Raw genomic sequence first — 20672 nt, 5'->3', positions numbered from 1 at the left:
CGCCCGGTTACATTCCGAACCCGGAAGCTAAGCCTCACAGCGCCGATGGTACTGCAGGGGGGACCCTGTGGGAGAGTAGGACGCCGCCGAACAAACATTGAAAGGGTTGGGCCCTGAACTTCGGTTCGGGGCCCAACCCTTTTTTGTTTTGCTTAACTTGACGTTCACTTGGCGCACCGAGCATCGCAGCATGAGTACTGCTGCAATGCTCAGGGCCGCCGGCGTCGGAGTCGGCGACGAGGTCATCGTGCCGGCCTTCGGGAACGTCGAGGTCGCCGAGGCCGTGACACTGGCCGGTGCGCTCCCGGTGTTCGCCGACATAGATCCGCTGACCTACTGCCTCGACGTGTCGGCGGTGGAAGCGGCCATAACGGAGCGTTCCGCGGCGGTCGTTGTCGTACACCGGTTCGGCCGGTGGGCCGACATCCCGCGGTTGCACGCCCTGGGGCAGCGGTACGGACTGCTGGTCCTGGAACAGGGCGAGTCCGAGGCGCCGTACGACGAGATCGCGCAGCGTCGGCAGCGGGCCGGCTACCTCGACGCGAAGCTGCGCGGGGTGCGGACTCCGGACGGCGGCGACGGGCACACCTACCAGCAGTACGTCGTAAGGGTGCCGGGGAACGGCAGGCCCGACCGGGACGCCTTCGCTCGGGCCCTGCGCGGCAAGGGAGTTGACTGCCGGGTGCCGGTGAAGACGCCCGTGCACCGGCTGCCCGAGTTCCGGCGGTGCGTGTCCCTGCCGGAGACGGAACTGGCCGCCGACGAGACGCTGGCGCTGCCGGTGGAGGCCTCGCTGACGAAGCGGGAGATGCAGCGGATCGTGTCCGCCTGCAACGCCCTCGGCGGACTGCTCCAGACCGCCTTCTGAGCGAATTTGGGAACTCGGGCGTCGTCGGGGTATGATCTATTCCGTTGCCGCGGGGGAAACCTCGAAAAGGCGACAGGCCCCTATAGCTCAGTCGGCAGAGCGTCTCCATGGTAAGGAGAAGGTCAACGGTTCGATTCCGTTTGGGGGCTCCATCGAAAAGGCCCCACCCTCACGGGTGGGGCCTTTTTCATGCCCTTTTCCCCGGCCCGCTCAGTCCTTCTGGAGGCCGGGGACCCGCATCGCCAGAATCGCCATGTCGTCCGAGGGCGCGTCCGACGCGAAACGCTCCACCGCGCGCATGATGCGCGCGGCCACCGCGCCCGCCGTCAGTCCCGTGCAGGTCGTCAGCACGTCCGCGAGGCCGTCGTCGCCGAGCATGCGCGTGCCCTCCCGGCGTTCCGTCACGCCGTCCGTGACGCACAGCAGGACGTCGCCCGGGTCGAGCGTGACCGTCTGCTCGTAGAGGTCCAGGTCCTCGATGACGCCGAGGAGCGGCTGGGGTTCGGCGGCGGCCTCCACCGTGCCGTCCTGGCGCAGCCGCAACGGGAGCGGATGGCCGGCGCACACCACCTTCATCTCGGCGCTGCCGTCCTCCTGGGGGCGCATCTCGCCGTACAGGAGGGTCAGGAAGCGGCTGCGGTCGCCCTCGTCGAGGATGGCCGAGTTGAGGCGCTCCAGGACGGCCGGTCCGCTGAGGCCCTCGCGGGCCAGCAGGCGCAGGGCGTGCCGGGCCAGGCCGGTCACCGCGGCCGCGTTCGGGCCCGTGCCGCAGACGTCGCCGATGGCGAAGCCGTACGCGCCGTCCGAGATGGGGAAGACGTCGTAGAAGTCGCCGCCGACCTCGTTGCCCTCGCCTGCGGCGCGGTAGATGACCTCGACCTCCATGCCCTCGATGTGCGGGGTCCCCGGGGGCAGCAGACTGCGCTGGAGGGCCTGGCTGATGGCGGTGCGTTCCGAGTACAGGCGGGCGTTGTCCAGGGCCAGGGCGGCACGACGGGAGAGGTCCTCGGCGAGTTCCAGGATCTCCTGGCGGAAGTGTTCGTCGGTGGGTTTGCCGAGCGTCAGCATGCCGATGACGCGGTTGCGGGCCACCAGGGGCAGGACGACGGTCTCGCCGCCGACGGCGGAGGCCGTGGCGAGGGTGGGGCCGATGCCGGAGGAGACCTGGCGGGTCGGGCCGCCGGTCAGGCCCAGGCTGCGCATGGAGCTGCGCAGGGCAGCCCGGTGGGCGTGTTCCCCGGGGGCGGTCCAGACGCGGGCGCCGGGCGTGGGCACCGGGTCCGGCGGGGGCACCTTGGAGAGCAACGACTTGATGCCGTCGATGAGTTCCTCGTCCTCGTGCAGGACGTACGACAGGTACGGCTCGGAGGCCTGGTCGGCGATCGTGTAGACGGCGCACCAGGTGGCCAGGGTCGGCACCGTCATCTGCGCCATCAGGGCGAGGGTCTGGTCGCGGTCCAGGGTGCCGGCGAGCAGGTCGGACGCCTCGACCAGGAAGCTGAGCGAGCCGCGGCGCAGCCGCTCCAGCTCGCCCAGGCGGGCCGACTCGACGGCCAGGGCGATGCGGTCGGCGGCGAACTGGAGGCGCAGCGCCTCCTCGTTGGAGTATCTGCCCGGAGCCTCGGCCGCGACACCCAGGGACCCCGTCAGGCGGCCCTCGACCTTCAGCGGGACCGTGACGACCGAACGCATGCCAGTGCCTCCCAGGAGGGGCACGGCGCCCGGTACGGCCGTCAGATCCTCGTGTACGGCCGGCATGCGGGCCGAGCCGTAGCGGCCGGGGCCCGCTTCGACGGGCACGCGCGCGAAGCGCTGGCGCGCGGAGGGCAGGCCGGTGGAGGCGCGGACCTCCAGCTCGGTCTCGTCGTCGGTGGCGAGGAGCAGGAAGGCGGAGTCACCGTCGAGCATGTCCCGGGCGCGTTCCACGGTGCGCTGGAGGAGGCCGTCGAGGTCGTCCGGGGCGGGGGAGCCGATGAACACCTCGAAGGGGTCCGCGCTCTGGCCGTCGGCGGTGCCGGTGGCGTCGGAGGCGGGCACGCGCAACGGGGTCTGCAGGACGGCGCGTTCGTGGTCCCGGACGAGCAGGCAGACGGTGGAGGGTTCGCCGTCGGTGTCGCGGACTCTCAGGTGGGAGGCGTAGACGGGGGTGACGCGGCCGTCCGCGCCGCGGATGCCGTAGCTGCCCTCCCAGCGGGAGAGCTGGAGGGCCTCGGCGATGCCGGTGCCGGTCCCCGGGGTGTGCGGCCAGGCCGCGAGGTCGGTGAGGGGCTTTCCGGTGACCTCGGCGGCGGTGTGGCCGAAAATGTCCTCGGCGTCCTCGTTCCAGGCCGTCACGGAGCCCTTGCGGTCGATCTGGATGACCGCCACGCGGACCCGGCCGTCGGCGAGGGGCAGCAGGTCGGGGGGGAGGGACGGGCCGGCGGCGCGGGTGCCGACGGGGCGCTCGGGGAGGTCGAGCTGGAACCAGACGTTCTTGTGGGTGGGGGTGTACTCGACGCCCCAGCGGGCGGCGAGGGCCGCGCAGAGCTGGAGGCCGCGGCCGCCCTCGCGGTCGGGGCTGCCCATGTTGACGGCGGATCCCTGGAGCGGGACCTCGCGTTCCGGGTAGCGGTCGGCGACCTCGATGCGGACGCCGTCCTCGGTGCGCAGGCACAGGACGTCGGCGTGGGTGCCGGCGTGCACCACGGCATTGGTGACGAGTTCGCTGGTGAGGACCACGGCGTCGTCGACGATGTCGGCGAAGCCCCAGCCCTGGAGGGTGTCGCGGACGAAGGCCCGGGCGGTCGCGACCGATCGCCCTACGGGCTCGAAGGTGGCGGCCGCGCGCGCGGTGATCACTGAACTCCTCGTCCGGGTCTCGACGTGCGGGCTCTGCCGGCCGGTGGGCTCGTGCCGCTGCTGCGGCATGCGCTCGCCCGTGGGCCGTGGCTCCGGGTTGTGTCCCCCGGGGATCACTCCGGTGGTCATGGTCTGCGGCCGCCCCTCCGAATGCCCGCTCGTTCTCGTGCCACCGCCCAGGCCGGACGGACCGGTGCGGCTGGACAGCCGCATGCAAGGTTACTTACCTTCGCCGTCCGAGCGGATGCCGGTCGCCGGTGTTTACGCCCCAAGGGTGTGCGGACGATGTGCGAAGCTGCCGAACTGTTATGGCCTGGTTCGGCCGGGGTGAAACACTGGGCAAGCTTCTGTTGAAGGTCCGGTCAGTCTGAGTGCGTTCCGTGTACGGAGGGCAGCAGCCCTTGGTGTGACCGGATCCCATCTGGCAGAAATACGCAGCAGTAACTGGTACGCCGAAGTAAGTGGTACGCCGAGTATGGCGGTATCCGGGCACGGCAGTGGCACAGCAGTAACGGTCGACCCCTGCGGGAGGGACACAGTGGAGTCTGGCGCAGCGACGCGGAGCACTCAGGCGCGCGCGAAAGGCGGACCGTCCCTGAGCAGGCGGCGGGGCGGCGGGACCACGGAGGTGGACTCGGCGTCTCTGGACCGGTTGCTGGCGGCTCTGGTGGCCATGCGGGACGGGAACTTCCGCAAGCGGCTCACGGTGTCCGGGGACGGCGTGATGTCGGAGATCGCGGCGGTCTTCAACGAGGTGGCCGACCGCAATCTCCACCTCACGGGTGAGCTGTCGCGGGTACGGCGTGTCGTCGGACGTGAGGGAAAACTCACGGAGCGGCTGGAGACGGGCGCCTGCGAGGGTTCCTGGGCGGCTGCGATCGACAACTCGAACGACCTGGTCGACGACCTGGTGCGGCCGGTCTCCGAGGTGGGCCGGGTCCTGACGGCGGTGGCCGAGGGTGACCTGTCGCCGCGGATGGAGCTGCGGACGCCGTCGCCGGACGGGGCCGGGCATCCGCTGCGCGGCGAGTTCCTCAAGGTCGGCCGTACGGTCAACAACCTGGTCGACCAGTTGTCGACGTTCACCGACGAGGTCACGCGGGTGGCCAGTGAGGTGGGCACCGAGGGCAAGCTGGGCGGTCAGGCACGCGTGCGTGGCATGTCGGGTTCCTGGCGGGACCTGACGGACTCGGTGAACACGATGGCGTACCGGTTGACGGCGCAGGTGCGGGACATCGCGCTGGTGACGACCGCGGTAGCCAAGGGTGATCTGTCCCGGAAGGTCACCGTGCAGGTGGCCGGCGAGATGCTGGAGCTGAAGGAAACCGTCAACACGATGGTGGACCAGCTGTCGGCGTTCTCCTCGGAGGTGACCCGGGTCGCCCGTGAGGTGGGTACGGACGGCATCCTGGGAGGTCAGGCGCACGTACCCGGTGTTGCGGGTACGTGGAAGGAGCTCACGGACTCCGTCAACACCATGGCGGGCAACCTGACGGCGCAGGTGCGCGGGATCTCGGAGGTGACCACCGCGGTCGCCAACGGTGACCTGTCGCGCAAGGTGACCGTTCCGGCGCGCGGTGAGGTCGCGCAGCTCGCCGAGACGATCAACCAGATGACCGAGACGCTGCGGATCTTCGCGGACGAGGTCACGCGGGTGGCCAACGAGGTCGGTGGCGAGGGGCGGCTCGGCGGGCAGGCGAACGTGCCGGGGGCGGCGGGTACCTGGAAGGACCTGACGGACTCCGTCAACACCGTCTTCAGGAACCTGACCACCCAGGTGCGTGACATCGCCGCGGTGACGACGGCGGTGGCCAACGGTGACCTGTCGCAGAAGGTCACGGTGGATGTGGCCGGCGAGATGCTGGAGCTCAAGAACACCGTCAACGGGATGGTTGACCAACTGTCGTCGTTCGGTGCCGAGGTCACCCGGGTGGCCCGGGAGATCGGTGTCGAGGGTGAGCTGGGCGGTCAGGCGCAGGTGCCGGGGGCGGCGGGTACCTGGAAGGACCTGACGGACTCCGTCAACACGGCGTTCCGCAACCTCACCGGTCAGGTGCGCAACATCGCCCAGGTGACGACGGCTGTGGCCAACGGTGACCTGTCGCAGAAGGTCACGGTCGACGTCTCGGGCGAGATGCTGAAGCTGAAGAACACCGTGAACACGATGGTGGACCAGCTGTCCAGTTTCGCCGACCAGGTGACGCGGATGGCCAGGGATGTGGGCACGGAGGGCCGGCTGGGCGGGCAGGCCCGGGTGGACGGTGTCTCGGGCACCTGGAAGGAGCTGACGGACTCCGTCAACTTCATGGCCGGCAACCTCACCTCGCAGGTGCGGCAGATCGCCCAGGTGACGACGGCGGTGGCGCGGGGCGACCTGTCCCAGAAGATCGACGTCGACGCGCGCGGTGAGATCCTCGAACTGAAGAACACGATCAACACGATGGTTGATCAACTGTCGGCCTTCGCCGACCAGGTCACGAAGGTGGCCCGTGAGGTGGGTACGGAGGGCCGGCTCGGCGGGCAGGCGCAGGTGCCGGGCGTGGCCGGGGTGTGGCGGGACCTGACGGATTCCGTGAACGGCATGGCCGGCAACCTGACGGCGCAGGTCCGCAACATCGCGCAGGTGGCGACCGCGGTGGCCCGGGGTGACCTCTCCCAGAAGATCACCGTGGACGCGCGCGGTGAGATCCAGGAGCTGAAGAACACCCTGAACACGATGGTGGACCAGCTGTCGTCGTTCGCCCAGGAGGTCACGCGCGTGGCGCGTGAGGTGGGCACGGAGGGCATCCTGGGCGGTCAGGCCGAGGTGCAGGGGGTGGCGGGCACCTGGAAGGACCTCACCCAGTCCGTGAACTTCATGGCGAACAACCTGACCATCCAGGTGCGCAACATCGCCGAGGTCACGACGGCGGTGGCCAAGGGCGACCTGTCGAAGAAGATCACTGTTGACGCGAAGGGCGAGATCCTCGAGCTCGTCACGACGGTCAACACGATGGTGGACCAGCTGTCCAGTTTCGCCGAGCAGGTGACCCGGGTGGCCCGTGAGGTGGGCACGGAGGGCATCCTGGGTGGTCAGGCGCGCGTTCCGGGTGTCACGGGCATCTGGAAGGACCTCAGCGACAACGTGAACCTGATGGCCAACAACCTGACCATGCAGGTGCGGAACATCTCCCAGGTCTCGGCGGCGGTCGCCAACGGCGATCTGACGCGGCAGGTGACCATCGAGGCGAGCGGTGAGGTGGCGCAGCTCGCCGACACCATCAACCAGATGGTGAAGACGCTGAGTTCGTTCGCCGACCAGGTCACCAAGGTGGCCCGTGAGGTGGGTACGGACGGTATCCTGGGCGGTCAGGCGCACGTACCGGGTGTGGCGGGGACCTGGAAGGACCTCACCGAGTCGGTGAACCAGATGGCGTCCAACCTGACCGGGCAGGTGCGCAACATCGCGATGGTGACGACGGCCATCGCCAAGGGCGACCTGACCAAGAAGATCGACATCGACGCGCGCGGTGAGATCCTCGAACTGAAGACGACGATCAACACGATGGTCGACCAGCTGTCCAGCTTCGCCGAGGAGGTCACCAGGGTCGCCCGCGAGGTGGGCACCGAAGGGGAGCTGGGCGGCCAGGCACGCGTGCGTGACGTGGACGGCACCTGGCGCGACCTCACCGAGTCCGTGAACGAGATGGCCGGGAACCTGACCCGGCAGGTGCGCGCCATCATGCGGGTGGCGACCGCGGTGACCCGTGGCGATCTGAACCTGAAGATCGACGTGGACGCCTCCGGCGAGATCCTGCAGTTGCAGGACTACATCAACAAGATGATCGCGAACCTGCGTGACACCACGATCGCCAACGAGGAGCAGGACTGGCTCAAGGGCAACCTGGCGCGTATCTCCGCGCTGATGCAGGGTCGCCGGGACCTGGCGGACGTGGCCGCGCTCATCATGAGCGAGCTGACGCCGGTGGTCTCCGCGCAGCACGGCGCGTTCTTCCTGGCGATGCCGCTGGTGGACGGGAAGGACCTGAGCGCGGAGAGCGAGGAGGCGTACGAGCTGCGGATGCTGGGTTCGTACGGTTACTCGATGGGTTCCATGCCGACGTCGTTCCGGCCGGGTGAGGCGCTGATCGGCACGGCCGCCCATGAGAAGCGCACGATCCTGGTGGAGAAGGCGCCGACCGGTTACCTGAAGATCTCCTCGGGGCTGGGCGAGGCTCCGCCGGCGCAGGTGATCGTGCTTCCGGTGCTGTTCGAGGGCAAGGTGCTCGGCGTGATCGAGCTGGCCTCGTTCACGCCGTTCACGCAGATCCAGAAGGACTTCCTGAACCAGATCGCCGAGATGATCGCGACCAGCGTCAACACCATCTCGGTGAACACCAAGACCGAGGTGCTGCTGAAGCAGTCGCAGGAGCTGACCGAGCAACTGCAGGAGCGGTCGGCCGAGTTGGAGAACCGGCAGAAGGCCCTGCAGGCGTCCAACGCCGAACTGGAGGAGAAGGCGGAGCTGCTGGCCCAGCAGAACCGGGACATCGAGGTGAAGAACACGGAGATCGAGGAGGCCCGGCAGGTCCTGGAGGAGCGTGCCGAGCAACTCGCGGTCTCCATGCGCTACAAGAGCGAGTTCCTCGCCAACATGTCGCACGAGCTGCGCACCCCGCTCAACTCGCTGCTGATCCTGGCCAAGCTGCTCGCCGACAACGCCGAGGGCAATCTGTCGCCGAAGCAGGTGGAGTTCGCCGAGACCATTCACGGCGCCGGTTCCGACCTGCTGCAGCTCATCAACGACATCCTCGACCTGTCGAAGGTGGAGGCGGGCAAGATGGACGTCTCCCCGACGCGCATCGCGCTCGTCCAGCTCGTGGACTACGTGGAGGCGACCTTCCGGCCGCTGACCGCGGAGAAGGGCCTGGACCTGTCGGTGCGGGTCTCGCCGGAGCTGCCCGCCACCTTGCACACCGACGAGCAGCGGCTCCTTCAGGTGCTGCGCAACCTGCTGTCCAACGCGGTGAAGTTCACCGACTCGGGTTCGGTGGAGCTGGTGATCCGGCCGGCGAGCGGCGAGGTGCCGGCGGGGATCCGGGAACAGCTTCTGGAGGCCGGTTCGCTCAGCGATCCGGACGCGCCGCTGATCGCGTTCTCGGTGACCGACACCGGTATCGGTATCGCGGCCAGCAAGATGCGGGTGATCTTCGAGGCGTTCAAGCAGGCCGACGGCACGACGAGCCGCAAGTACGGGGGTACGGGCCTGGGGCTGTCGATCTCGCGGGAGATCGCGCAGCTGCTCGGTGGTGAGATCCACGCGCAGAGCGAGCCGGGCCGTGGTTCGACGTTCACGCTGTACCTGCCGCTGCACCCGAGTGAGCTGCCGCCGCAGGGCTATCAGCAGTCCGTGCCCGCGCTGGAGGCCGGGGACCTGGTGGCCTCGCAGAACCGCAGCTCGGAGCTGTCGGGGGTGGAGATCGAGACGCCGGCCGAGGTGAAGTCGTACCAGGAGACCCAGAACGGCGCCGCCGCGCTCTTCCGGCGCCGGCGCCGGGGTGCTCCGGCGGTGCCCGAGACCTGGCCGGTGCTGGCCGAGCAGGAGGTGGCGGCCCCGCAGCCGCGCCGGGGGGTGCGGTTCGGCGGGGAGAAGGTGCTGATCGTCGACGACGACATCCGCAACGTCTTCGCGCTCACCAGCGTCCTGGAGCAGCACGGTCTGTCGGTGCTGTACGCCGAGAACGGCCGGGAGGGCATCGAGGTGCTGGAACAGCACGAGGATGTGGCGGTCGTGCTGATGGACATCATGATGCCGGAGATGGACGGCTATGCGACGACCAACGCGATCCGTCGGATGCCGCAGTTCGCCGGGCTGCCGATCATCGCGCTGACCGCGAAGGCGATGAAGGGCGACCGGGAGAAGGCGATCGAGTCGGGTGCCTCCGACTACGTCACCAAGCCGGTCGATCCTGATCACCTTCTGGCGGTGATGGAGCAGTGGATGCGCGGGGAGTGACCGAAACGATCAGGTGTGATGTGAACGGCAAGGGAACCTTCCGTGAGCGCGGGAAGTTGCTGACTCACGGTGGCCGAACCCGTGTAGAAGTGCGGGATTGGGGGAACCTTCTGGTCTCCGGCTGCGTTTCTGCTACGTGCACAGTGACATCGCGGTGACAGGGTGTGGCGACAGGCGGGGTGCGGCTACCATGACCGGCACAAGGACGGGCGGCGAAACGGAGTCGTCCCCTGGGGCGGCGCCCGGTGCACATCCGGGGCGAGGAGGGCGGGCCATGGTGCAGAAGGCCAAGATCCTCCTGGTCGATGACCGGCCGGAGAATCTGCTGGCGCTGGAGGCCATCCTCTCTGCGCTCGATCAGACACTGGTGCGGGCATCGTCCGGGGAGGAAGCGCTCAAGGCACTGCTCACGGACGACTTCGCGGTCATTCTGCTGGACGTCCAGATGCCGGGCATGGACGGTTTCGAGACCGCGGCGCACATCAAGCGGCGGGAGCGGACCCGGGACATCCCGATCATCTTCCTCACCGCCATCAACCACGGCCCCCACCACACCTTCCGGGGCTATGCGGCGGGCGCGGTCGACTACATCTCCAAGCCCTTCGACCCGTGGGTGCTGCGCGCCAAGGTCTCGGTCTTCGTCGAGCTGTACATGAAGAACTGCCAGCTCCGCGAGCAGGCGGCGCTGCTGCGGCTGCAGTTGGAGGGCGGCGGCAAGGGCGGCGCGGTGGCCGGCAAGGAGTCCGCGGGGCTGCTCGCCGAGCTGTCGGCGCGGCTCGCCGCCGTCGAGGAGCAGGCCGAGGCCCTGTCCAAGCAGCTGGACGACGAGTCCGCGGACGCGGCCGCGGTGGCCACGGCGGCCCACCTGGAGCGCAAACTCACCGGCCTGCGGCGGGCGCTCGACGCCCTCGAACCGGGTACGGGCGGCGGTTCCGCACCGCTCCCGTCGCAGAACTGACCACGGCGGCGGACCCAGTTGCCCATGCGCGTGCGTCAGTTCCGTGCCCCGGCAAGGGCGACACGAACGGGTGAAGCAGTGGGCACACGTGTCCCCTGTCGCATCCCCCGGTAACCTCACACCCATGGCCTCACGTCCCTCGGCAGCCAAGAAGCAGCCCGCGAAGAAGGCCGCTCCCTCGAAGGCTCCGGTGAGGAGGGCCGCCGCGAAGAAGGCCCCGGCCAAGAAGGCGCCGGCCAAGAGGACCGCGGCGAAGAAGTCCGCCCCGCCGCCCAGGCCGGCGCCCAGCCCCACCGGGGGCGTCGTCCGTCTGGTGCGCGCCCTCTGGCTCGGCCTCGCGCACGCCGTCGGCGCCGTCTTCCGCGGCATAGGACAGGGAGCCAGGAACCTGGACCCGGCCCACCGCAAGGACGGCGTCGCCCTGCTGCTGCTCGCCCTCGCCCTGATCGTCGCCGCCGGCACCTGGGCCGACCTGCGCGGCCCGGTCGGCGACCTGGTCGAGATCCTCGTCACCGGCGCCTTCGGGCGTCTCGACCTGCTGGTGCCGATACTGCTCGCGGTGATCGCCGTACGGTTCATGCGCCACCCCGAGCAGCCGGAGGCCAACGGCAGGATCGTGATCGGGCTGTCCGCGCTGGTCATCGGCGTGCTCGGGCAGGTCCACATCGCCTGCGGCGCGCCCGCCCGCAGCGACGGCATGCAGGGCATAAGGGACGCCGGCGGCCTCATCGGCTGGGCGGTGGCGACCCCGCTGACGTACACCATGACCGAGGTCCTCGCCGTACCCCTGCTGGTGCTGCTCACGGTCTTCGGGCTGCTGGTCGTCACGGCGACCCCGGTGAACGCGATCCCGCAGCGGCTGCGTGCGCTGGGCGTGCGCCTCGGTCTGCTGCACGACCCCGAACCGGACGACTACGCCGAGTACACCGAGGACGACGAGCGCTACGACGACCAGTGGCGCGAGGCGTTGCCCGCGCGCCCCCGCAAGCGCACCGGCGCCCCGGCGGAGTACGACCCCGACGCCGCCGAGCAGGAGGCGCTCGGCAAGCGCCGGGGCCGCCCGAGGCGCTCCGCGGTGCCGCAGCCCGAGATGGGGCGCAGGCTGGACGCGGTGGACGTCGCGGCGGCGGCCGCCGCCGCGCTCGACGGCGCGGTCCTGCACGGCATGCCGCCCTCGCCGCTCGTCGCCGACCTCACCCAGGGTGTCGGCGTCGGCGACCGCGAGGAGACCACACCCACGCCCACGCCCGGACCCGTGCCGGTCCCGAACCCGGTCCCGGCGGCGCGGCCCCAGCAGGAGAAGCTCAAGAGCGAACCGGTCGTCGCGGACCTGACGAAACCGGCCCCCGAGGAGCCCCGCGACCTGCCCCCGCGCGCCGAGCAGCTCCAGCTCTCCGGCGACATCACCTACGCGCTGCCCTCGCTGGACCTGCTCACCCGCGGCGGCCCCGGCAAGGCCCGCAGCGCGGCCAACGACGCCGTCGTCGCCTCCCTCACCACCGTCTTCTCGGAGTTCAAGGTCGACGCGCGCGTCACCGGCTTCACCCGCGGACCGACGGTCACCCGCTACGAGGTGGAACTCGGCCCCGCCGTGAAGGTCGAGCGGATCACTGCGCTCACCAAGAACATCGCGTACGCCGTCGCCAGCCCGGACGTGCGGATCATCAGCCCGATCCCCGGCAAGTCCGCGGTCGGCATCGAGATCCCCAACACCGACCGGGAGATGGTCAACCTCGGTGACGTGCTGCGGCTCGCCGAGTCCGCCGAGGACGACGACCCGATGCTGGTCGCCTTCGGCAAGGACGTCGAGGGCGGCTACGTCATGCACTCGCTGGCGAAGATGCCGCACATGCTGGTCGCGGGCGCCACCGGCTCCGGCAAGTCGTCCTGCATCAACTGCCTGATCACCTCGGTCATGATGCGGGCCACCCCGGAGGACGTGCGGATGGTCCTCGTCGACCCCAAGCGCGTCGAGCTGACCGCCTACGAGGGCATCCCGCACCTCATCACGCCGATCATCACCAACCCCAAGCGGGCCGCTGAGGCGCTCCAGTGGGTCGTGCGCGAGATGGACCTGCGCTACGACGACCTGGCCGCGTTCGGGTTCCGGCACATCGACGACTTCAACAAGGCGATCCGCGAGGGCAAGGTCAAGCTGCCCGAGGGCAGCGAGCGCGAGCTCAGTCCCTACCCGTACCTGCTGGTGATCGTCGACGAGCTCGCCGACCTGATGATGGTCGCCCCGCGTGACGTCGAGGACGCCATCGTGCGCATCACGCAGCTCGCGCGGGCCGCCGGCATCCACCTGGTGCTCGCCACCCAGCGCCCGTCGGTCGACGTCGTCACGGGTCTGATCAAGGCGAACGTGCCCTCCCGGCTCGCCTTCGCCACCTCCTCGCTCGCCGACAGCCGGGTCATCCTCGACCAGCCCGGCGCGGAGAAGCTGATCGGCAAGGGCGACGGGCTCTTCCTTCCGATGGGGGCGAACAAGCCGACCCGTATGCAGGGCGCGTTCGTGACCGAGGAGGAGGTCGCGGCGGTCGTCCAGCACTGCAAGGACCAGATGGCGCCCGTCTTCCGGGACGACGTCACCGTGGGCACCAAGCAGAAGAAGGAGATCGACGAGGACATCGGCGACGACCTCGACCTGCTGTGCCAGGCGGCCGAGCTGGTCGTCTCCACGCAGTTCGGCTCGACGTCCATGCTCCAGCGCAAGCTGCGCGTCGGTTTCGCCAAGGCCGGTCGGCTCATGGACCTGATGGAGTCGCGCGGGGTCGTCGGACCCAGCGAGGGGTCCAAGGCACGTGATGTTCTTGTGAAACCCGATGAGCTGGACGGAGTGCTCGCCGTGATCCGCGGGGAGTCTGAGGGGTAGGTCTGTCTCAGGGGCGCGGGCGCCTGTACGCCGGGTGGAGGCATGTCGTGATCCACCCGTTAGAGATCGTCGGGCAACCGTTTCCCTTTGACGTACGTCAAGTTGAGCGAGAGGAAAGGTGTGTACTCCATCTTGGGGCGCACACCTGACCTGTCATCGGGGTGTCCGACCATACCGATGGCGTAGAAAGTCGTATCGTCCGGTTGCCTCACCCTTTCGTACCCCCCCTAGACTGAACCTCCAGCACAGGCGGCTAAACGCTCGAAAGGCGCCCCCGTGTCCATCGGCAGCAACTCCCCTGAAGACGAGCGTCCGTTCCCAGACGTGTCCGAGGAAAACCGCCCCTCCGTAGGCCGAGCCCTCAAGCAGGCCCGCATCGCCGCCGGGCTGACCGTCGACGACATCAGCGGGAGGACCCGGGTCCGGATCGCCATCGTGCACGCCATCGAGGCCGACGACTTCGCCCCCTGCGGCGGCGACGTCTACGCCCGCGGCCACATCCGGACCCTGGCCAGGGCCGTCGGTCTCGACCCCGAGCCGCTGCTCGCGCAGTTCGCGGCCGAGCACGGTGGTGGGCGGCCCGCGCCGACGCCCGCCGCACCGCTGTTCGAGGCGGAACGCATCCGGCCCGAGCGGCGCGGACCCAACTGGACGGCGGCCATGGTCGCCGCGATCGTCGTCGTGATCGGTTTCGTCGGCTTCACCGCCTTCAAGGGCGGTGGCGACGACGCCAAGCAGTCGGTCGCCGAGGGGGCCACCCCGTCGACCAGCAAGCCGGCCTCGCCCACCCCGAAGGAGAGCAAGCCCGGCAAGGCCCCCGAGCCCTCCGACAGCGCGATCGCCGCCGCGCCCCAGGACAAGGTCACCGTCCAGGTCAGCGCGGCCAACGGACGCAGCTGGATCTCGGCCAAGGACCACAACGGCCGGATGCTCTTCGACGGGCTCCTGAAGAAAGGCGACTCCAAGACCTTCCAGGACAGCTCCAAGATCAACCTGATCCTCGGCGACGCCGGAGCCATCCAGCTCTACGTCAACGGGAAGAAGATCGAGGACCAGTTCCAGCCGGGTGCCGTGGAGCGCCTGACGTACACCAAGGGCGACCCGGAAGTCGGATAAAAGTTCGGATCGAGCACGTGCCCAAGGGGTTGGCCATGATCGGCCAGCCCCTTCGACGTGGGCTGTCGGTGAGACAAAGTAGTCTTGAGCCCATGCCTGAACGCCGTACCGTCGCACTTGTCACTCTCGGCTGCGCCCGTAACGAGGTGGACTCGGAGGAGCTCGCAGGCCGTTTGGAGGCGGACGGCTGGCACCTCGTCGAGGACGCGTCGGACGCCGACGTCGCCGTCGTCAACACCTGTGGCTTCGTCGAGGCCGCCAAGAAGGACTCCGTGGACGCCCTCCTGGAGGCCAACGACCTCAAGGGCCACGGCAGAACCCAGGCCGTCGTGGCGGTGGGCTGCATGGCCGAGCGGTACGGCAAGGAACTCGCCGAGGCGCTGCCCGAGGCCGACGGCGTGCTCGGCTTCGACGACTACGCCGACATCTCCGACCGCCTGCAGACGATCCTCAGCGGCGGCATCCACGCCGCCCACACCCCGCGCGACCGACGCAAGCTGCTGCCCATCAGCCCGGCCGAGCGACAGGACTCGGCCACCTCGGTGGCACTGCCGGGCCACGCGCCGGCCGACCTCCCGGAGGGCCTCGCGCCCGCCTCCGGACCGCGTGCGCCCCTGCGCCGCCGCCTGGACGGCTCCCCGGTCGCCTCGGTGAAGCTCGCCTCCGGCTGCGACCGGCGCTGCACCTTCTGCGCCATCCCGTCCTTCCGCGGCTCCTTCATCTCGCGCCGCCCGAGCGACGTGCTCAACGAGACCCGCTGGCTGGCCGAGCAGGGCGTCAAGGAGATCATGCTGGTCTCCGAGAACAACACCTCCTACGGCAAGGACCTCGGTGACATCCGCCTCCTGGAGTCCCTGCTGCCCGAGCTGGCCGAGGTCGACGGCATCGAGCGGGTGCGCGTCAGCTACCTCCAGCCCGCCGAGATGCGCCCCGGCCTGATCGACGTGCTGACCTCCACCCCGAAGGTCGCCCCCTACTTCGACCTGTCCTTCCAGCACTCCGCCCCCGGCGTGCTGCGGGCCATGCGGCGCTTCGGCGACACCGACCGCTTCCTGGAGCTGCTGGACACCATCCGCGGCAAGGCCCCGCAGGCCGGTGTCCGCTCCAACTTCATCGTCGGCTTCCCCGGTGAGTCCGAGTCCGACCTGGCCGAGCTGGAGCGCTTCCTGAACGGCGCCCGGCTGGACGCCATCGGTGTCTTCGGCTACTCCGACGAGGAGGGCACCGAGGCGGCCACGTACGAGAACAAGCTCGACGAGGACGTCGTCGCCGAACGCCTCGCGCACATCTCCCAGCTCGCCGAGGAGCTCGTCTCGCAGCGTGCCGAGGAGCGCGTCGGCGAGACCCTGCACGTCCTCGTGGAGTCCGTGGACGAGGAGGACGGCGTCTACGGCCGGGCGGCCCACCAGGCGCCCGAGACCGACGGACAGGTGCTGCTCACGAGCGGCGAGGGACTGCGTCCCGGTCGTATGGTCGAGGCGAAGGTGGTCGGTACGGAAGGTGTCGACCTGGTGGCCGAGCCGCTGCGTGGCTCGGCCACGTGGAGCGAGGAGGACGGCAGATGACCGGAGTCCCGGCGTCCGCCGCGGGCGGCCCCTCCGGCGCGCCCGGCGCCGCGGGCTCCGCCGCCACCTCCGGTCCCACCCCCGCCCAGGGCAGCGCGCAGAGCGGCTCGCACGGCGGCCCGCAGAGCGGCTCGCCGCACGAGGAGAAGCCGCCGCGCGGCGGGAAGATCACGGCCGCCGCCGTCAACCAGGCCAGCGTGTGGAACGTCGCCAACCTGCTGACCATGCTCCGGCTGGTCCTGGTGCCCGGCTTCGTCGCGCTGATGCTCGCCGACGGCGGATACGACCCGGCATGGCGCTCGCTCGCCTGGGCGGCCTTCGCCGTCGCCATGATCACCGACCTGTTCGACGGCCATCTGGCCCGCACCTACAACCTGGTCACCGACTTCGGCAAGATCGCCGACCCCATCGCCGACAAGGCGATCATGGGAGCGGCGTTGGTCTGCCTGTCCGCGCTGGGCGACCTGCCCTGGTGGGTGACGATCGTGATCCTGGCCCGGGAACTCGGCATCACGCTCATGCGCTTCGTCGTCATCCGCTACGGCGTGATCCCGGCCAGCCGCGGCGGCAAGCTCAAGACCCTCACCCAGGGCGTGGCCGTCGGCATGTACGTGCTGGCACTGACGGGATGGCTGGCGACCCTGAGGTTCTGGGTGATGGCAGTGGCCGTCGTCCTGACGGTCGTCACGGGCCTCGACTATGTGAGACAAGCCATTGTGCTGCGGCGGCAGGGGATCGCCGAGCGGACAACGGCCTCGGAGGAGACGGAAGCGTGAATTCCACGGCCGCCGAACTGGTGCGACTACTGACGGTGAGAGGCCAGAGCCTGGCTGTGGCCGAGTCGCTGACCGGTGGACTGGTCGCGGCCGAGATCACCACGGTCCCGGGGGCCTCCAAGGCGTTCCGCGGGTCCGTCACCGCCTACGCCACCGAACTGAAGCACGAGCTGCTCGGTGTCGACGCCACCCTGCTGGCCCAGCGCGGAGCGGTGGATCCGCAGGTCGCGGCCCAGATGGCCGCCGGGGTACGCAAGGCGCTCGGCGCCGACTGGGGCCTCGCGACCACCGGCGTCGCCGGACCCGAACCGCAGGACGGCCGCCCCGTGGGCACCGTGTTCGTGGCGGTCGACGGCCCCTTCGCGGCGGGTTCCGGTTCTGCCGGCGGCGGAAAAGTGGCGGCCCTGCGGTTGAACGGCGACCGTGCGGAAATTCGTAGAGAGAGTGTACGGAGCGTACTCGCGCTGCTCCTGAAGGAGCTTGCGAACGAACAGACCGGGAATGAGCGGACACAGGATACGGAACAGAACGGGGGGTTTTGATGTTTGCAGCCCTGAGTGAACACGACATCGCTCCCCGCACGGCCGCGGCGCAAGGCGGTACGGTGGGGCGTGAAGGATGCGGTTACGCGGTCCGAGGAGGGAGCCACCGATGATTCTGCTCCGTCGCCTGCTGGGTGACGTGCTGCGTCGGCAGCGCCAGCGCCAGGGCCGTACTCTGCGCGAAGTCTCCTCGTCCGCCCGAGTCTCGCTCGGCTATCTCTCCGAGGTGGAGCGGGGGCAGAAGGAGGCTTCCTCCGAGCTGCTCTCCGCCATCTGCGACGCGCTGGACGTACGGATGTCCGAGCTCATGCGGGAAGTGAGCGACGAGCTCGCCCTCGCCGAGCTGGCCCAGTCCGCCCAGGCCACCGAGTCCGTACCGACGCCGGTTCGCCCGATGCTGGGCACCGTCTCGGTGACCGGTGTGCCACCGGAACGGGTGACCATCAAGGCACCCGCCGAAGCGGTGGACGTGGTCGCGGCGTAACGCCCGCGCCGGTCTAGACCGACGTGGCGCCGACCCGGCGCCGAAGAAGTGCGCGAGGCCCCGGCCCCGCCTCCCCAGGAGAACCCTGGAAGGGCGCGGCCGGGGCCTTCGTGCGCCCCGGCGCCAAGTGCGTCCGTTTGCCGGTACCCGGTGCTGCGGTCATCGTGGAGGGACGTGACAGGGGGCCGAGCACCGGAGAGTACGCATGTACGTCGTGAAGAGCCCGCTGTCCGACGCGGACCTGAAGACCGTGGCCGAGGCGCTGCAGGGCGCCCTCGTCGACCTGGTGGACCTGGCCCTGGTCGCCAAACAGGTCCACTGGAACGTGGTCGGCCCCCGCTTCCGTTCCGTCCACCTCCAGCTCGACGAGGTGGTGTACTCGGCCCGTACGCACTCCGACACGGTCGCGGAACGGGCGTCCGCGCTGGGCGTCTCACCGGACGGGCGCGCGGCCACCGTGGCCGCGGGCAGCGGTGTCTCGGCGGCCCCCGCGGGCTGGGTCAACGACTCGGACGCGGTGGCGGCCCTGGCGGACGCGCTGGGCGCGGTGATCGCCCGGATGCGGGAGCGGATCACGGCGACCGCGGAGCCGGACCCGGTGTCCCAGGACATCTTCATCGCCGTCACGGCGGATCTGGAGAAGCATCACTGGATGTTCCAGGCGGAGAACGCGTAGCAGAGGCCGACGTCGGCCGACGGCCGTTGCATCGGTGAGCCCTCGGTGCGCCTCCCCGGTGGGCCGGGCGGCGTTCTAGCGTCCGGCTGGAGGTGGCGGCCAAGATGGGGCGGATGATGCGCTGGGGGGTTGCCCTGGGGTGCACGGCGCTGTGGTGGTGGGCCGTGCTGCGGATCGCGTTCGCCGACGGCGCCGGGGCGCTGGAGGCGACCGTGGCCGCCGGTGGCTGGGGGCTGAGCCTGCTGCCGGTGAACTGCGTGCCGCGGTCCCGGGCCGCAGGCGCCCTCGGCCCGGGCAGGTGGCGGGCCGCCTGGGAGGGCCGGCGCCCTACCAGGGCATCGCCACCCCTCCGTTCGGGCGCAGGATCTGGCCCGTCATGAACGACGAGGCGTCGCAGGCCAGGTAGAGCACGGCGTGCGCGATGTCCGTCGCCTCACCGACCCGGCCCAGCGGCGACATCCGGGCCATCCACCCCTCCGTGCGCCGCTGCTCCGCACTGTCGTCGCGGTCGGTCATGGGCGTACGGATCCAGCCCGGGGCGACCGCGTTGACCCGGATGCCGTGCCCGCCGACCTCGTTCGCGAGCGTCTTGGTCAGCTGCACCACGGCCGCCTTGGCGGCGCCGTAGCAGAGCAGGCCGGGGCCGCCGGTGTCGATCGCGCCGGACGCCATGGTGACGATGCTGCCCCCGGTCCGCCGCTCCAGCATCAGCTGTGCCGCCTCCTGGCAGCTGTGCAGGACGCCCTTGAAATTGACGGCCAGCACCCGGTCGAGGTCCTCGTCGCGGGTGTCCAGGACGGGACTGCGGTGCATGATCCCGGCGACCGCCGCCATGATGTCCAGCCGCTCGCAGGACCGTACGGCCCGTGCGAGCCCCGCCCGGTCGGTCACGTCGAGGGTGTGGGTGTGGGCGGTGCCGCCGGCGTCCTTGATCAGTGCGGCGGTCCCGTGCAGTCCGTCCGTGTCGAGGTCTCCGCAGTGCACGGTCGCGCCCGCCTCGGCGAGCAGCACGGCCGAGGCACGGCCGATGCCGCTGGCGGCGCCGGTGACGAATGCGGTGCGTCCGGTGAGGTCGTACGCATCGACTGGCATGAAGGGACGGTACGAGCGTTCCTGACGGGTCGTCAATTGGGTGTGCGTGTTCTGCGGGTCGGGGGCGAGCCCGGAGCCGGGGCCGGTCCGGTCTGGCAGGCCGGGCACCAGTAGGTGGGGCGGTCGCGGGAACCGTCGCCCTGGTCGGCCAGGCAAATCGGGGTGCGGCAGCGCAGGCAGGGCCGGGCCGCGCGGCCGTACACGAACAGGTCCTGGTGGCGCAGGCCCGTGGTCCGGCGGACCGGGCGGTCCCGGTTGGCCTCCAGGAGCCGCTGCGCGAGGCGGGGGAGGTGCGCGGCGCGGTCGGCGGGGAGCGCGCCCACCGGCAGCCAGGGAGTGGCGCCGATCAGGAAGCAGAGCTCGCTCTTGTAGACATTGCCGATGCCGGCGAGGTTGCGCTGGTCGAGCAGGGCCTCGCCGAGCGGGCGGCCGGGGTCGGTGAGCAGGTTGGCGAGGGCGCGCTCGGGGTCCCAGTCCGGGCCCAGCAGGTCGGGGCCGAGGTGGCCCACCGCGGCGTCCTCCTCGCCGGTGCGCAGGAGCTCCAGGACCGGAAGGCGGTAGCCGACGGCCGTGCGGTCGGCGGTGCTCAGGACGACCCGGATCTGGTGGGCGGGGCCGCCCTTCCAGGGCTCCCCGGCGCCGAACACCTTCCAGGCGCCTTCCATCCGCAGATGCGTGTGCAGGGTCAGGCCGCCCTCGAAACGGGTCAGCAGGTGCTTGCCACGGGGCACGGTGCCGAGGACGGTACGCCCGCCGAGGTCGACCGTGGCGTATCTGGGCACCCGGAAGTCACTGCGGGCCAGCACCTTGCCGGCGAGCGCGTCGTGCAGGCGCCGTGCCGCCTGCCAGACCGTGTCACCCTCGGGCATGGGTCAAGAGTGGCACGC

13 protein-coding genes, 1 tRNA gene and 1 rRNA gene are annotated in these 20672 nt (G+C 70.2%); 12 read left to right on the top strand and 3 right to left on the bottom strand.

The features are described from left to right. From rrf to AB0G52_RS38220, 3 genes are all read left to right on the top strand, one after another. Positions 1–92, top strand: a 5S ribosomal RNA gene (rrf, locus tag AB0G52_RS38230); the annotation flags it as partial. A gap of 113 nt (positions 93–205) precedes the next feature. Continuing rightward, entirely contained in the window at positions 206–868 is a 663-nt protein-coding gene (locus tag AB0G52_RS38225; protein WP_132894404.1) for a DegT/DnrJ/EryC1/StrS family aminotransferase, read from the top strand. Between the two features lie 76 nt (positions 869–944). Next, positions 945–1020, top strand: a tRNA-Thr gene (locus AB0G52_RS38220). Between the two features lie 58 nt (positions 1021–1078). Here AB0G52_RS38220 and AB0G52_RS38215 read toward each other — a convergent pair. Further along, positions 1079–3835, bottom strand: a complete 2757-nt coding sequence (locus AB0G52_RS38215; protein ID WP_132894396.1) for a SpoIIE family protein phosphatase — start codon at positions 3833–3835, stop codon at positions 1079–1081. Positions 3836–4244: 409 nt separating this feature from the next. On the opposite strand from AB0G52_RS38215, the gene AB0G52_RS38210 reads away from it, so the two are divergent. The 9 genes from AB0G52_RS38210 (at position 4245) to AB0G52_RS38170 (ending at position 18693) form a co-directional block, all read left to right on the top strand. Further along, a complete protein-coding gene (locus tag AB0G52_RS38210) occupies positions 4245–9701 on the top strand; it encodes a HAMP domain-containing protein (protein ID WP_132894395.1) in 5457 nt (1818 codons plus the stop codon). A gap of 274 nt (positions 9702–9975) precedes the next feature. Further along, positions 9976–10659 (top strand): response regulator, encoded by a 684-nt coding sequence (locus AB0G52_RS38205; RefSeq protein ID WP_132894393.1) that lies wholly within the window; start codon positions 9976–9978, stop codon positions 10657–10659. A 124-nt stretch (positions 10660–10783) separates the two neighbouring features. Continuing rightward, complete coding sequence (locus AB0G52_RS38200; protein WP_361343491.1) at positions 10784–13534, top strand: DNA translocase FtsK; 2751 nt, start codon at positions 10784–10786, stop codon at positions 13532–13534. A gap of 276 nt (positions 13535–13810) precedes the next feature. Beyond that, on the top strand, positions 13811–14650 hold the full coding sequence (locus tag AB0G52_RS38195) for a helix-turn-helix domain-containing protein (protein WP_132894389.1): 840 nt from the start codon (positions 13811–13813) through the stop codon (positions 14648–14650). A gap of 92 nt (positions 14651–14742) precedes the next feature. Next, the gene (rimO, locus tag AB0G52_RS38190; protein WP_361343487.1) at positions 14743–16215 is read left to right on the top strand and encodes a 30S ribosomal protein S12 methylthiotransferase RimO; all 1473 of its coding nucleotides are present in this window, start codon (positions 14743–14745) and stop codon (positions 16213–16215) included. Beyond that, positions 16212–16991, top strand: coding sequence for a CDP-diacylglycerol--glycerol-3-phosphate 3-phosphatidyltransferase (pgsA, locus tag AB0G52_RS38185; protein WP_361343484.1), 780 nt, complete (start codon positions 16212–16214; stop codon positions 16989–16991). Before rimO ends, pgsA begins: the two co-directional genes overlap by 4 nt. Further along, on the top strand, positions 16988–17533 hold the full coding sequence (locus tag AB0G52_RS38180) for a CinA family protein (protein ID WP_132894384.1): 546 nt from the start codon (positions 16988–16990) through the stop codon (positions 17531–17533). The genes pgsA and AB0G52_RS38180 overlap by 4 nt, the downstream gene beginning before the upstream one ends. A 109-nt stretch (positions 17534–17642) precedes the next feature. Next, the gene (locus AB0G52_RS38175) at positions 17643–18017 is read left to right on the top strand and encodes a helix-turn-helix transcriptional regulator (RefSeq protein ID WP_132894382.1); all 375 of its coding nucleotides are present in this window, start codon (positions 17643–17645) and stop codon (positions 18015–18017) included. A gap of 205 nt (positions 18018–18222) precedes the next feature. Next, a complete protein-coding gene (locus AB0G52_RS38170) occupies positions 18223–18693 on the top strand; it encodes a DNA starvation/stationary phase protection protein (protein ID WP_361343480.1) in 471 nt (156 codons plus the stop codon). Positions 18694–19020: 327 nt separating this feature from the next. Here the strand turns inward: AB0G52_RS38170 and AB0G52_RS38165 are convergent, their stop codons facing one another. Together AB0G52_RS38165 and AB0G52_RS38160 are read right to left on the bottom strand one after the other, a co-directional pair. Then, complete coding sequence (locus AB0G52_RS38165) at positions 19021–19785, bottom strand: SDR family NAD(P)-dependent oxidoreductase (protein ID WP_361343477.1); 765 nt, start codon at positions 19783–19785, stop codon at positions 19021–19023. 32 nt (positions 19786–19817) lie between these two features. Beyond that, positions 19818–20654 (bottom strand): DNA-formamidopyrimidine glycosylase family protein, encoded by an 837-nt coding sequence (locus AB0G52_RS38160; protein ID WP_361343474.1) that lies wholly within the window; start codon positions 20652–20654, stop codon positions 19818–19820. Positions 20655–20672 lie beyond the last annotated feature (18 nt).

The sequence above is a fragment of the Streptomyces sp. NPDC021562 genome, assembly GCF_040640875.1.
In the GTDB taxonomy this organism is placed as follows: Bacteria; Actinomycetota; Actinomycetes; order Streptomycetales; family Streptomycetaceae; genus Streptomyces.
The sequence above is the reverse complement of the archived record's forward strand: the minus strand, read 5'-3'. Positions and strand labels throughout refer to the sequence as shown.